This is a genomic window from Nocardia cyriacigeorgica (assembly GCF_010858045.1).
GTDB classification, from domain to species: Bacteria; Actinomycetota; Actinomycetes; order Mycobacteriales; family Mycobacteriaceae; genus Nocardia; species Nocardia cyriacigeorgica_E.
The window spans coordinates 148,391-160,734 of record NZ_JAAGVC010000008.1; the positions used below are offsets into that span (position 1 = coordinate 148,391).

Consider the following 12,344-nt stretch of genomic DNA (forward strand, 5'->3'; position numbering starts at 1 on the left):
TCAGTTCCCCGCTCGCACGGCCGCCAGCTGATCCCGGTTCAGCTTGGAACGCAGATCGTAGAAGATATCCGCCGCGGTGATCGTGCGGCTGATCACGCCGTTGGCGGCGAAAACCTCCACAACGTCGGCGAGCGCGTCGGCGTCGTCCTGATCGGGCAGATGTGGCACGGTGGCCTCGGCGCCGACCCGGAGCGCGTCGGCCAGCCGTTGGCCCGACAACGCACGCGGTCCGGTCTGCTCGAAGACGTTCTCGAACTCCGCAGGGTTGGCCCGCTGCCGTTCGCTGAGCTGCTGTAGCACCTCGAGGTACTTGGCGGCGATGTCGGGGCGCTCGTCGAGCACCTCCGTCCGGAACACCACTACCGTGTTGTCGCGGGACCCGATACTGGCCTCGGTGGCGATCTCCACCCCGCCGTTGGCCTTGGCTTCCTGATAGGGCACCAGGAACGACGCCCAGGCATCCACCTTGCCGGTCGCGAAGGCGGAGGCGGCCTCCTTCTGCTGCAACGGAACCCGGGTCACCTGATCGGCGGGCACGCCCGCTTGTGCCAGAGCCCGCAGCAGGATGTACTCCCCCTTACCCGCCGGGTTCACCGCGACGCGTTTGCCGACCAGATCCCGCACCGTGCGGATGCCCGATTCCGGGGTGGCGATGATGCCGCTCTGGTCCTTGCCCGCGGGGTCCTGCGCGGCGATGATGCGCACCCCGACATCCTTGGACAGTGCGCCGACCACCGGGCTGAACGCGGCGCCGGAGACATCCAGTTCGCCGGTGTTGAACAGTTTGAGGTTGGAGCTGAAACCCGGTGTCGTGCCGACCCATTCGATCCGCGCGCCGAGCGGGGCGAGTGCCTGGTCGAAAAGACCGTCGCGCTTGCCGACGGCGAGTGGACCGGAATTGCCGGGGTCGGTCACCTTCAGGACAAAGGTGCCGGGATCGGATGCCGGACCGGACTCGGAGCCACAGGCGGCGACGAGTGCGACGACGGGGGCGATCGCGAATGCGATACGCAAGAAGGCGCGCCTGCGGGACATCGTGGGTGACTCCTGTTCGGGGACGTGATCGAGCGAATGCCCTCGAGAGTAGGGAGACCACCCCCCGGCCGACAGGTAATCCTTGCCGGAGATCGGAAAGGTTGACAATCGCTGACTGGCGTGCGTAGCCCGGAATGGCCCGATTACCCCCAGATTCACCGACCCGGTATCTATCAGCGGGCGTAAAGACGCACCACTGCTTTCCATATAGCGGAAAGGAGGACTGCTGCTGAACAGCCGGCCGTGTTACCGTCGGTCCGTGGAACCCTCCGGTGTGCAGACCGTCACCCGTGCGCTGTCGGTCCTGGACTGCTTCCGCGGCGGCGAGACCCGCGGCGTCTCCGAAGTCGCTCGCGCCCAAGGAATTCCGGTCAGCACGACCCATCGCCTGCTCACCGCGCTCGTGCAAGCGGGGTTCCTCGAGAAGGACCCCGTCTCGAGCCGCTATCGCATCGGCCGGGCGCTGGCCGAGTACGGGCAGATCGCCTACCGGCAACACCGCATCTATCTGGCCGAACCGCTGCTCGAACAACTCGCCGCCACCACCGGCGCCAGTGCCTCCATCGCCACCCGCCACGGCATCCACGCCGTGTTGCTCGGCACCAGCCGATGGCGTGAATCCGAAGGACACCGGCTACAGGGTCTGCGCCTGCCGCTGCACGCGAGCGCCCTGGGCAAAGCGCTGCTGGCCTGGTCCGCCGACGAGAACGAGGACCTGAGCGCCCTCCCCTACGAGCAGGGCACCGAGCGCTCGGTGAGCGGGCCCGCCGAACTGCGCGCCGAACTGGAGCTGACCCGCACCCGCGGCTACGCCTACAACGACGAAGAACTCGATCCCGGGTTCCGCACCATCGGCCTGCCCATTCCGGATCCGAACGGCGGCTGCCGCTTCGCGCTCGGCCTGCGCGGAGCCACCAGCCTCATGATTCCCGAGCGGGTCCCCTTCTTCGTCGAGCTCGCCAAGGTCACCGCCCGCGACATCGCGAGTGAATTCAACACGCCATGACCGCCGGTCATGACCCGGCCGATTTGCCAGGTGGCACACCGGCCGGCCGAGGTCCGGCCTTGCCGGGGGCGCTGACAAACCGAGCGACCGCGTCGAGACCCGGCTCGTACCCATCGGTAGTGGTCACTGTCATTTGCGCGACGTCCATGGTCACGGAGATGAAGGACTCGGCGGTGCCTGTTCCGGCGGCGATCGCGGCGAGCAGGCTCGCGTCGTTGTGAGCCGCCCGGTGGGTGTCGTGCTCGGCGCGATGGGCGATCCGATCGTGGAGCACCTGTTGCGGGGCCGTGCAATGGATGATGCGGATCTCGGCGAACTCAGCCAACCGCAGCAGGTTCGGGCGCCAGAGCCGGTCTTGGAAAGCGGCTTCGGCGACCGCACTGACACCGCCGCGGGCCAGCACGGCCAGCACATCGAAGAACGTGTGCAAGACGGGCATGTCGAGGTCGTCGTAGTCGCCATCGCTCGTGGGTGCGGTGGCGGCGACCATGCCCTGTTTGATCTCGTCGCGGATGATCGCCGGAATGCCGACGCGTTCGGCCAGGGCTCGGGCGAGGGAGGTTTTACCCGATCCGGGCGGGCCGCTCACAACGGTCATCACCGGAGACTGTGCGGAAGAGGACATGTGGCATTGTGGCAGGGCACGTACTGCACCGATTGGTCGAGGACCGCTGCTGGGTCTCCGTCGTAGTGCCGGTGACTCGCTCGGGACTCGGTGGCGAGACCACGCAGAACAACACCGTGCCGCAAAGCACTGCAACAGGATCGCGGCACCGACGACGGCGCAGGCTATCGCCATGACAGCCGGGATCGGCTGAAACGCCATATCGAGCCATATCCCCGATTCCGGACGCGATCGAAGGAGCCTCACGCTTCGCGCCGAGCTCATCGACGGATTCACTGAACACGACGGTGATGCCCGATATGGCGGGCAGTATTCCTGTGCTGGGCCTTAGGTCTCGTGGGGTGAGCGATGACCGCCGTGGTCCAGTGTCCTCGTCAGCTCTCAGCGAGTCGGTATCGGCGGATGGGGTCGCCTGCGCCGGTGGTGAGCAGTTGCGGCAGGCTCTTGGTGATGTAGAAGGTCCAGCCGCGCGAGCAGGCATCGAAGCATTCGGATTCCGCTGCGGTGAGGCCCTGATGGGTGAAATGCAGCGTCGTGCCGTCGGTGGTTGCCGCGATGTCGAAGATGACCTTGGTGTCGGTCCACTCCTCGTGGTCGTCGATGAAGTTGAGGTATGCGTCCACGACGTGCCAGACCATCCGGCGGCCGGGGACGGCCTCGGTGACCTGGAAGCGGGCGAATCGGATGCCTCCCCCGGCTGTGGCGGTCTCACCGGCGTACTCGGCGTCGTCGGTGAAGATGAATTCGTCGCCGACGGCGGCGCTGTCGCCGATGAGGTTCTCGTTCCACCAGCCGCGGACGTCGGTGATGGCATCGAAGAGCTCGGCCGGCGTCCGGTCGACGGTCACGGTGGCGGTCAGATGCTCGGTGTTCGACATTGTTCTTGCCTCTCTGTTCGGTGGGTTCGCCCCACCGACGAACGAGGCGGCCGGCGATCGACATCGGCCGGGAAGAATTTTTCGGCACGATCGACCGCGACGACCTTCGCCCTGGTCAGAGGTCGGAAATTCGCCGCGTCAGATAGTTGCGTTCGGCCTCGGTCGGCGCCAGGCGCAGCGCGTCGTGGTAGGACCTGAGCGCCTCGGCGCGGCGGCCGTCTCTGCGGAGCAGGTCGGCCCGGGTCGCGGGCAGCAGATAGTAGCCATCGAGCTCGCCCGACTCCGCGAGCCGATCGACCAGGCCGAGCCCGGCGCCGATCCCTTCGGCCATGGCGACCGCCACGGCGCGGTTGAGCTCGACCACCGGAGACGGCGCCAGCCGGGCGAGCTCGGCATAGAGGGCGGCGATCTGTGGCCAATCGGTAGCCGCCGCGTCGGGAGCGGTGGCGTGGCAGGCGGCGATCGCGGCCTGCACTTGATACGGACCTGGACGCCGCATCGTCAGCGCTGCCTCGAGCGTCGCGACTCCTTCGGCGATCAGCGCGCCATCCCAGCGGGACCGGTCCTGGTCTTCCAGCGTGACCAGCACGCCGTCGTCGGTGCGCCGCGCGCGCCTGGCCTCGAGCAGCAACATCAAGGCCAACAGCCCGCGCGCCTCGGGTTCCGCGGGCATCAGGCGAGCGAGTACCCGGCCGAGGTGGATCCCTTCGGCCGCCAGCGCCCGGCGCCCGTCGGCTTCGTCGTACCCGGCATTGAAGATCAGGTAGAGCACCGCGAGGACGGCAGGCAGCCGGTGCGGCAGGAGCTCGGCCGGCGGCACCCGGTACGGGATGCCGGCCTCGGCGATCTTGCGCTTGGCGCGCACCAGGCGCTGCGCCATCGCCGGTTCGGTGGTGAGCAGCGCCTTGGCGATCTCGTCGGTGCTCAGTCCCGCCAACGTACGTAGCGTGAGGGCCACCCGGGCGGGGAACGGCAACGCGGGGTGGCAGCAGGTGAAGATCAGCCGCAGCCGCTCGTCCGGGATCTCCTCAGACCACGGCTCGATCGGATCACGCGCCAGCACCGCGAGCTGCCGCAGCTTCGCCGCGCCGGCGGTCTCCCGCCGCAACCGATCGGTCGCCCGGTGCCGCGCCGTTGTCGTGAGCCACGCACCCGGACGAGCGGGAATGCCGTCGCGGGCCCACGTCGCCAGTGCGGCGGCGAACGCGTCCTGCGCGCAGTCCTCGGCCAGATCCCAGTCTCCGGTCAACCCGATCATCGTGGCGACCACCTGGCCCCACTCGTTCCGGTATGCCGCCGCGACGGCGGCACGAACCGCCTCGGGCGCGGTCATTCCCACACGGGGCGGACCTCGATACAACCCCAGCTCGCGTAGGGATGCTTGGCCGCGAGGGCGAGCGCCTCGTCCAGATCCGCACACTCGATGATGTCGATACCGCCGATGAAGTCCTTCGTCTCCGCGAACGGGCCATCGGAGATCAGTGTCTCCCCATTGCGAACCCGGACCGTCGTCGCGTCCCGCGCCGGACGCAATCGCGCACCGCCGCGCCTGGCGCCCCGCCGATCCAGCTCCGCCGAGTACGCCTGGTGCGCCGGATCCGCCGCGATCTCCGCCATCGACGGCGACACCGACTCGTCGTCACAGATCAGCAGCACGTACTTCATAGGCCCACTATGCCGGACCACGTCGCCCGCCACCATGCCGGCCGGAACGCCCCGCGGCATGTTCGAGCCGCCGGCTCGGCACGGATTCGCGGGCCTCGCCGGCCGGGTCAGCGCACGGCGAGGGCGATGAACTGCGTGGGTGTGTCGGCGCCCGGGGTGGCGCCGAAGTTGTCGTCGGCGACCAGGATCAGCGTGCGCTCACCGGAGGGCAGTTTCGGGCCCCAGGTCATGCCTTCCACGATGCCGAGGCGGGCGAGGCCGAGCGTGCCGAGATCGGCTACGAGCTTCTTGCGGGCCGGCCGAAGATCCGATCCGGCTGTGAGCGAGTCGATCTGAGCGGTATCGGTCGCGCCGCGCAGATCGGCCTCGAATATCCGGATCGTGACGCCCGCCGCGCTGACTCCGCGTTCCAGTACGAGATAGCGGTGCGGGTCCTCGCTGCCCGAGGTCAGGATCGCGGACACACTGTTGATCCCCGGGCCGGGCCCGGCCATCGGCTCCACGGGATAGGCGACTTGCTGACGGACTCCTCCCTGCCGGTCCTGCACGGTCAGTCGCACCAGCGCGCCGTGATCGGGTGTGGCCTCCGGACCGTCCTGGGCCAGCGGACCCTCGAGGATGCTCGCGATGCGGCTGCCGCCGGCACTGAAGGTGAAGCCTTCGATGCCCTGGTTGGCGCGCGGGCCCTTGCCGTTGTCGTCGATGTGGTAGTTCACGGGCAGTTCGAGTTCGCCGTCAGCGGCGCCGTCCGGTGTCGCTCGCCGGATCGAGGGATCGGTGAGCAGACGCGGTGGATTACGGTCGCCCTCCTGACTCCACCACACGTGCGCGCCGTGTGGGTCGATCCGGATGTCTTCCGGATCGACCGGAGCGAGTCGATCGCACACCGCACGCGATTCGGTACACGGTTGCGCAGCCCATTCGGCAGCCGACGGATAGGTGCTGCCGTCGGCACGCCGCAGGCTGTGCTGCCCGGTGAGCCGGATCGGTCCGAGCCCGGCCTCGGTCACCTCGATCTCGGCGGTGTAGAACCGGGCCGGATCGATCGCGGACCGATCATCCGACAGCAGTACGAACGAGCCGGTCTTCGGATCCCGGTCGATACCGGAGAGCCCGCCGACCGTCGTGCCCGCATACTCGAGCCCCGTGGGTAGCAGCTGCTCGCCGAGCAGCCGCACTCCGTCGGCGGCCGTCGCGTGTGCCGGGTACACCAAGGTCAGTAGTGCCGCTACCGCCGTCGCGGTCAAGGATCTGGCAATCATGGGTGGCATCGAAACCCGGTTCCGGTCGCGCGCCGACCCTTCCTCCCATCTGCCGGGAGGATGTTGTCCGGGTGTCGCTCAGCGCTGAGCGCGAATGGGCAACAGCCCTAGGACGGCTGGGATAGTCGCACCGTCACCTGCAGTCCACCGGCGGTGCGCGGGGTGAGCGTGAGTGCCCCGCCGTGCGCGCGAACGATGCTGTCGACGATGGCGAGGCCGAGGCCGACGCCCGCGTGGTGGGTGCGGATGCGCTCGGTGCCACGCTGGAACGGCTCGACGAGGGTGGCGACCACCTGCGGGGTGAGCATCTCGCCGGTGTTCTCGACGGTGAGCAGCACACCTGCGGAGTGGGCGCCGGTCGTGATCCAGACCGTGCCGCCCTCGGGCAGATTGTGGACGATCGCGTTGTGCACGAGGTTGGTCGTCAACTGCTGCAGGAGAGCGGACGAGCCGATGGTCGGCGCCATCTCGCCTGCGGTCTCGAGGACGACGCCGTGGCGCTCGGCCAGCGGGAGAAGCGTTTCCACGGCTTCTTCGGCGAGCAGGGACAGGTCCACCGGCTCCCGGGTGAACGATCGTCGGTCGGCCCGGCTGAGCACGAGCAACGCTTCGGTGAGGTCGATCGCCCTGGCGTTCACCGCGTGGAGGCGGTCGACGAGTTCACCCAGGTCGGCGTCGCGATCGGTGCGGGCGACGTCCAGCAGGGTCTGCGTGATCGCCAGCGGTGTGCGCAGTTCATGGGAGGCGTTCGCCGCGAACCTCTGCTGCTCGACGACATGCGCTTCCAGACGCGCGAGCATGGTGTCGAAGGCGTCGGCGAGTTCGCGGAACTCGTCGCGGCGGCCCGGCAATCGGATGCGGTGGGAAAGTGAGCCATGCGCGGCCAGTCGAGTGGCGGCCGCGATGGGTGTCAGCGGGGCGAGCATACGGCCCGCGAGCAGCCACCCACCCAGCAGACCGAAAACGAGAAGGAAGACCAGCACAAGGCCCATGAACGGAGCGAAGGCCCGCAGGAGCAGCGAGCGGTCGATCCAGAAATTGCCACTGGCGTTGATCCAGCCGGCGGGTAGGAGGTACAGGTAGAACACCAGCACAGCTGCCAGCAGGAGGACACCGGCGAGCATGAGGAAGCCCGCGTAGCTGAGCGTGAGCTTGAGGCGGGTGCTCAATCCAGGAGCTCTATCCACCGGTGTCGCCCCCACCGTTCGATGGTGCGTCGATGCGATACCCGGCGCCGGCGACGGTCGCGATGATCCAGGGTTCGCCGAGACGTTTCCGCAGCGCCGACACGGTGATCCGCACGGCGTTGGTGAACGGGTCGGCGTTCTCGTCCCAGGCCCGTTCCAGCAGCTCTTCGGCGCTGACCACACCGCCCTCGGCGGCGACGAGCACCTCGAGCACCGCGAACTGCTTGCGGGTCAGCGCCACGTAGCGGCCGTCGCGGTAGACCTCGCGCCGGAACGGATCCAGCCGCAGCCCCGCGATCTCGCGCACCGGCGGCCGGTTGTGTGCTCGCCTGCGGTCGAGGGCTCGCAGGCGGAGCACGAGCTCGCGCAGGTCGAACGGCTTGGTGAGGTAATCATCGGCGCCGAGGCCGAACCCGCTCGCCTTGTCGTCGAGCCGGTCGGCGGCGGTGAGCATCAGGATGGGAAGACCGCTGCCGGAGGCGACGATGCGCCGCGCGACCTCGTCGCCGGAGGGCCCGGGAATGTCACGGTCGAGAACGGCGATGTCGTAGGCGTTGACGCTGAGCAACTCCAGAGCCGTCCCGCCGTCACCGGCGATATCGGCGGCGATCGCTTCCAAGCGCAGCCCATCGCGGATGGCTTCGGCCAGATAGGGTTCGTCCTCGACGATCAGTACACGCATAGGCCCTCGATCTTCTCAGTCCGGGCATATCGTCGGCGTATCCGAAATCGCATACGTGCCGGCAACACCAGGCTGTCTTCACTGACCGTATGAATCACAGCGAACCAGCACGAACCGCGCCTCACCGTAGCCGATCCGGCGTCATCGCCGCCTGCGTCCTCGCCGGTGCGGCGCTGGCCGGTGCCCTCGTCCATCAGTCGCCGGCACAGCTGTCGGCTTCGACCGCGGCAGCCATCGAGGCCCTTCGCGGCGAACGCCAGGGCCCGCCGGGTGCCGCCACGTTCGACGACGGGATTCCGTCCGTGTCCGACCTCGACCCCGCGCTGCTCGACGCGCTACGGCGCGCCTCGGCCGACGCCGCGGCCGACGGCGTCGAGTTGGTCGTCACCAGCGGCCGGCGGTCCCCGGAATACCAGGACCAGCTGTTGCGTGCGGCGGTCGCGAAGTACGGTTCGCCGGCCGAAGCCGCGCGATGGGTGGCCACCGCGGAAACGTCGGCCCATGTATCGGGCGACGCGGTCGACATCGGGCCCACCGAAGCCACGGCCTGGCTGTCGGCGCACGGCGCCGAGTACGGGCTGTGCCAGATCTATCGCAACGAGCCCTGGCACTTCGAACTGCGTCCCGCTGCCGTCGACGACGGCTGCCCGGCCCAGTACGCCGACCCCACCGAAGACCCGAGGATGGGCCGGTGACCGGCACGCGGGAAGCCACGGCCGCCGGCGCCCGAGGAGCGGCCTGGCATCCGGCGACGCGTATCGCGTTCCGATTCTGCGTCCTCTACTTCGGTTTGTTCTGTCTGCTCATCCCCTATATTCCTGCCGCACTGCTCGGTGCCTTCGGCCGCTGGGTCCAGGGCCACGCCGGGCTGTGGACCACGGCCATGACCGATCCCGTCACCGGATGGGTGGGCGAGACGATCTTCGGGGTCGACGCGCTACTGCACCGGGACTCGGGAGCGGGCGACCAGACGGCGATCTGGGTGCTGGTGTTCTGCCTGCTGATCGTCTCGGCGGTGGTCACCGCGGTGTGGACGCTCGTCGACCGCCGCAGCTCCTATCCCCGGCTGCTGGCGTGGTTCACGCTATTTCTCAGGCTGTGCCTGGCCGGGCAGATGCTGTCGTTCGGGCTCGCCAAGCTGATCCCCAACCAGATGCCCGGACCCGGTCTCGCTCAGCTGTTGCAGCCGTACGGCGAGTTCAGTCCCATGTCGGTGTTGTGGTTGCAGGTCGGTAGCGCGCCTGCCTACGAGATGGCGCTCGGTGCGGTCGAAGTGGTCGCCGGGCTGCTGCTGTTCGTGCCGCGGACCGCGATCCTCGGCGCGATCGTGAGCTTGGCGGGCACAGCGCAGATCCTGTTGCTGAATATGGCCTTCGATGTTCCGGAGAAGCTGCTGTCGGCCCACCTGCTGATGATCAGCCTGGTTCTGCTCGCCCCACATCTGCGTCGTTTGTTCGACGTGTTCGTGCGGCACCGTGCCTGCGCGCCGCTGACGTCGCCCGCGCTGTTCACCGATGCCCGCAGGAACCGCATCGCGACCTGGCTCCAGGTGGCCCTCGCCGTCTGGGTCACGCTGAGCGGCATCCAGGACAACTGGCGCGTCTGGCAAGACCAGTACGGCGCCGGAAGCCCCAGATCCCCGCTGTACGGGATATGGGACGTGCGGGACTTCCGCCTCGACGGGCAGCCGGTGGCTCCGCTCATCACCGACGAGAACCGTTGGCAGCGAGTGGTTTTCGACGGGCCCGAGGAAGCGACGTATCAGCGGATGAACGGTGATCTGGTACCGGCACACGCCCACTTCCGCCCCGACGGCCGACTGGAACTCACCACCATCCCATCGAACCGCCACGCCGAACCCGGCCCGCCGTTCGCCACAGTGTCAGCCGAACAACCCGACCCGGACCGGCTGATCCTCCGGGGCACCCTGAAGGACCGCACGGTCGCGATCACCCTCGAACGCGTCGATCCGAACACCTTCACACTGCGCAGCCGCGGATTCCACTGGGTACAGGACTACCCGTACCTCCGGTAGGCGCGAGTTCCGCACTCGGCTTCTCCGGAAGCCCTGGCGTTCTCGGCGGCGGTCACATCCGGCGGCTCGTCATCAGCGACGACGAGATCGGCGGTAGGCGGAAGCCGATGCGGCCGCCGGGTCGAATTCATCCCGCCGATCGCCGTGGCTCCGATGCCTCGTCGACACGGCACTCGCCCGATCCGGGCCCTTGACTCTGTGACCCACCACACGTACTTTCATCTGAAATCATTTCACATGAAACCATTGGTGGTGGTCATGGCCGACGTCGGTCTGCTCTATGTCGGAGCCGTTCTCCTGGTCAACGGGCTCATGCTGCTCGGGGTCGTCCCGCCGCGCTCGGCCGCCCTGCTCAATCTGTTCGTCGGGGCGTTGCAATGCGTCCTGCCGACCGTCGCACTGGCCCAGGCGGGCGGCGATAAGGCGGCGATCCTGGCCGCGTCCGGGGTGTATCTGTTCGGTTTCACCTATCTCTACGTCGGAGTCAGCACCCTCGCCGGAGGTGAGGCACAAGGAATCGGCTGGTTCTCCGCCTTCGTCGCCGCGACCGCCCTGGTGTATGCCTGGATCTCCTTCGCACGCACGGAGGACCCGGTCTTCGGCGTCATCTGGCTCGCATGGTCGCTGCTGTGGGGCTTGTTCTTTCTCGTCCTCGGCCTCGGCAGGGTCGGGCTCACGCGCTTCACCGGCTGGGCCGCCGTCCTACTGAGCCAGCCGACCTGCACCGTCCCCGCCCTGTTGGCGCTGACCGGCACCTACCACCCCACCGCGGGCATGGCGGCGATCTGGGCTGCCGGGCTCCTCGCGGCTCTCGGCGGCGCCTGGTTGCTCGCCGGCCGCTACCACCTCGCGACCACAAATGTTCCCGCGGCGTCCTGAACAGCGCCAACCGCCCGCCATGGGCCCGATAAAAGGAGAAATCGAATGCGACACGGTGATATTTCGTCCAGTCCCGACACCGTCGGCGTGGCGGTGGTCAATTACAAGATGCCGCGCTTGCACACGAAAGCAGAGGTCATCGCCAACGCGCAGAAGATCGCCGAGATGCTGATCGGCATGAAAACGGGTCTGCCGGGGATGGATCTGGTGATCTTCCCGGAGTACTCGACCCAGGGCATCATGTACGACGAGCAGGAAATGTACGCGACCGCGGCCACGGTTCCCGGTGCGGAAACCGAGATCTTCTCGGCCGCGTGCCGGCAGGCCGGCGTCTGGGGCGTCTTCTCGATCACCGGCGAACAGCACGAGGACCACCCGAACAAGCCGCCCTACAACACACTGGTCCTGATCAACGACCGGGGCGAGATCGTGCAGAAATACCGGAAGATCCTGCCCTGGTGCCCGATCGAGGGGTGGTATCCGGGTGACACCACCTACGTCACCGAGGGACCCAAAGGCCTGAAGGTATCGCTGATCATCTGCGATGACGGCAATTACCCGGAGATCTGGCGCGACTGCGCGATGAAAGGTGCGGAGCTGATCGTGCGCTGCCAGGGCTACATGTATCCGGCCAAGGATCAGCAGGTGCTCATGGCCAAAGCCATGGCCTGGGCCAACAATTGCTATGTCGCCGTGGCGAATGCCGCCGGATTCGACGGCGTCTACTCCTACTTCGGGCATTCGGCCATCATCGGGTTCGATGGCCGCACCCTCGGCGAAACGGGTGAGGAAGAGTACGGAATCCAGTACGCCCAGCTGTCGGTGGCGGCGATTCGCGACGCGCGCGCGAACGACCAATCCCAGAACCATTTGTTCAAACTGCTGCACCGCGGCTACTCCGGCGTGCATGCCGCCGGCGACGGCGATCGCGGCGTGGCCGACTGCCCCTTCGAGTTCTACAAGTTGTGGGTGACCGACGCGGTCAAGGCCCAGCAACAGGTGGAGGAGATGACCCGCGACACCGTCGGCGTCGCCGAGTGCCGGGTCGGCGCGCTACCCGTCGAGCAGACCACCGAAGCGTAGGAGGACC

At 67.9% G+C, this 12,344-nt stretch carries 13 protein-coding genes; 5 read left to right on the top strand and 8 right to left on the bottom strand.

Features of this window, described 5'->3' with window-relative positions; all coding sequences use genetic code 11:
* On the bottom strand, positions 1-1,035 hold the full coding sequence (locus GV790_RS10830) for an NrtA/SsuA/CpmA family ABC transporter substrate-binding protein (protein ID WP_163813208.1): 1,035 nt from the start codon (positions 1,033-1,035) through the stop codon (positions 1-3).
* A gap of 259 nt (positions 1,036-1,294) precedes the next feature.
* Between GV790_RS10830 and GV790_RS10835 the strand changes: the two genes are divergently transcribed.
* Positions 1,295-2,041 carry an IclR family transcriptional regulator gene (locus tag GV790_RS10835; protein ID WP_163813210.1) on the top strand — a complete coding sequence of 249 codons (747 nt, stop codon included), beginning with the start codon at positions 1,295-1,297 and terminating at the stop codon, positions 2,039-2,041.
* A 7-nt stretch (positions 2,042-2,048) separates the two neighbouring features.
* On the opposite strand, the gene GV790_RS10840 is transcribed toward GV790_RS10835, so the two are convergent.
* The 7 genes from GV790_RS10840 to GV790_RS10870 form a co-directional block, all read right to left on the bottom strand.
* Complete coding sequence (locus tag GV790_RS10840) at positions 2,049-2,930, bottom strand: AAA family ATPase (RefSeq protein ID WP_339384768.1); 882 nt, start codon at positions 2,928-2,930, stop codon at positions 2,049-2,051.
* Positions 2,931-3,040: 110 nt separating this feature from the next.
* Positions 3,041-3,544 carry an SRPBCC family protein gene (locus tag GV790_RS10845; protein WP_163813214.1) on the bottom strand — a complete coding sequence of 168 codons (504 nt, stop codon included), beginning with the start codon at positions 3,542-3,544 and terminating at the stop codon, positions 3,041-3,043.
* 115 nt (positions 3,545-3,659) lie between these two features.
* On the bottom strand, positions 3,660-4,877 hold the full coding sequence (locus GV790_RS10850; RefSeq protein WP_163813217.1) for an RNA polymerase sigma factor: 1,218 nt from the start codon (positions 4,875-4,877) through the stop codon (positions 3,660-3,662).
* On the bottom strand, positions 4,874-5,209 hold the full coding sequence (locus tag GV790_RS10855; RefSeq protein WP_163813218.1) for a YciI family protein: 336 nt from the start codon (positions 5,207-5,209) through the stop codon (positions 4,874-4,876). The genes GV790_RS10850 and GV790_RS10855 overlap by 4 nt, the downstream gene beginning before the upstream one ends.
* A gap of 107 nt (positions 5,210-5,316) precedes the next feature.
* The gene (locus GV790_RS10860) at positions 5,317-6,471 is read right to left on the bottom strand and encodes an esterase-like activity of phytase family protein (protein WP_163813219.1); all 1,155 of its coding nucleotides are present in this window, start codon (positions 6,469-6,471) and stop codon (positions 5,317-5,319) included.
* 107 nt (positions 6,472-6,578) lie between these two features.
* Positions 6,579-7,640, bottom strand: coding sequence for a sensor histidine kinase (locus tag GV790_RS10865; protein ID WP_163813220.1), 1,062 nt, complete (start codon positions 7,638-7,640; stop codon positions 6,579-6,581).
* 10 nt (positions 7,641-7,650) lie between these two features.
* Positions 7,651-8,340, bottom strand: coding sequence for a response regulator transcription factor (locus GV790_RS10870; protein WP_163813221.1), 690 nt, complete (start codon positions 8,338-8,340; stop codon positions 7,651-7,653).
* 89 nt (positions 8,341-8,429) lie between these two features.
* Between GV790_RS10870 and GV790_RS10875 the strand changes: the two genes are divergently transcribed.
* The 4 genes from GV790_RS10875 (at position 8,430) to GV790_RS10890 (ending at position 12,337) form a co-directional block, all read left to right on the top strand.
* Entirely contained in the window at positions 8,430-9,035 is a 606-nt protein-coding gene (locus GV790_RS10875) for a M15 family metallopeptidase (protein ID WP_163813222.1), read from the top strand.
* Positions 9,032-10,375 carry a DoxX family protein gene (locus GV790_RS10880; protein ID WP_163813223.1) on the top strand — a complete coding sequence of 448 codons (1,344 nt, stop codon included), beginning with the start codon at positions 9,032-9,034 and terminating at the stop codon, positions 10,373-10,375. Before GV790_RS10875 ends, GV790_RS10880 begins: the two co-directional genes overlap by 4 nt.
* A 258-nt stretch (positions 10,376-10,633) precedes the next feature.
* Entirely contained in the window at positions 10,634-11,254 is a 621-nt protein-coding gene (locus tag GV790_RS10885) for an AmiS/UreI family transporter (RefSeq protein ID WP_163813275.1), read from the top strand.
* A gap of 45 nt (positions 11,255-11,299) precedes the next feature.
* Complete coding sequence (locus tag GV790_RS10890; RefSeq protein WP_163813224.1) at positions 11,300-12,337, top strand: aliphatic amidase; 1,038 nt, start codon at positions 11,300-11,302, stop codon at positions 12,335-12,337.
* The last annotated feature ends 7 nt before the right edge of the window (positions 12,338-12,344 follow it).

Coding starts and splice junctions, on each gene's coding strand:
- GV790_RS10875 (WP_163813222.1), top strand. CDS start 8,430: ATGAATCACAGCGAACCAGCACGAACCGCGCCTCACCGTAGCCGATCC.
- GV790_RS10830 (WP_163813208.1), bottom strand. CDS start 1,035: ATGTCCCGCAGGCGCGCCTTCTTGCGTATCGCATTCGCGATCGCCCCC.
- GV790_RS10885 (WP_163813275.1), top strand. CDS start 10,634: ATGGCCGACGTCGGTCTGCTCTATGTCGGAGCCGTTCTCCTGGTCAAC.
- GV790_RS10870 (WP_163813221.1), bottom strand. CDS start 8,340: ATGCGTGTACTGATCGTCGAGGACGAACCCTATCTGGCCGAAGCCATC.
- GV790_RS10850 (WP_163813217.1), bottom strand. CDS start 4,877: ATGACCGCGCCCGAGGCGGTTCGTGCCGCCGTCGCGGCGGCATACCGG.
- GV790_RS10845 (WP_163813214.1), bottom strand. CDS start 3,544: ATGTCGAACACCGAGCATCTGACCGCCACCGTGACCGTCGACCGGACG.
- GV790_RS10855 (WP_163813218.1), bottom strand. CDS start 5,209: ATGAAGTACGTGCTGCTGATCTGTGACGACGAGTCGGTGTCGCCGTCG.
- GV790_RS10840 (WP_339384768.1), bottom strand. CDS start 2,930: ATGAGCTCGGCGCGAAGCGTGAGGCTCCTTCGATCGCGTCCGGAATCG.
- GV790_RS10890 (WP_163813224.1), top strand. CDS start 11,300: ATGCGACACGGTGATATTTCGTCCAGTCCCGACACCGTCGGCGTGGCG.
- GV790_RS10860 (WP_163813219.1), bottom strand. CDS start 6,471: ATGATTGCCAGATCCTTGACCGCGACGGCGGTAGCGGCACTACTGACC.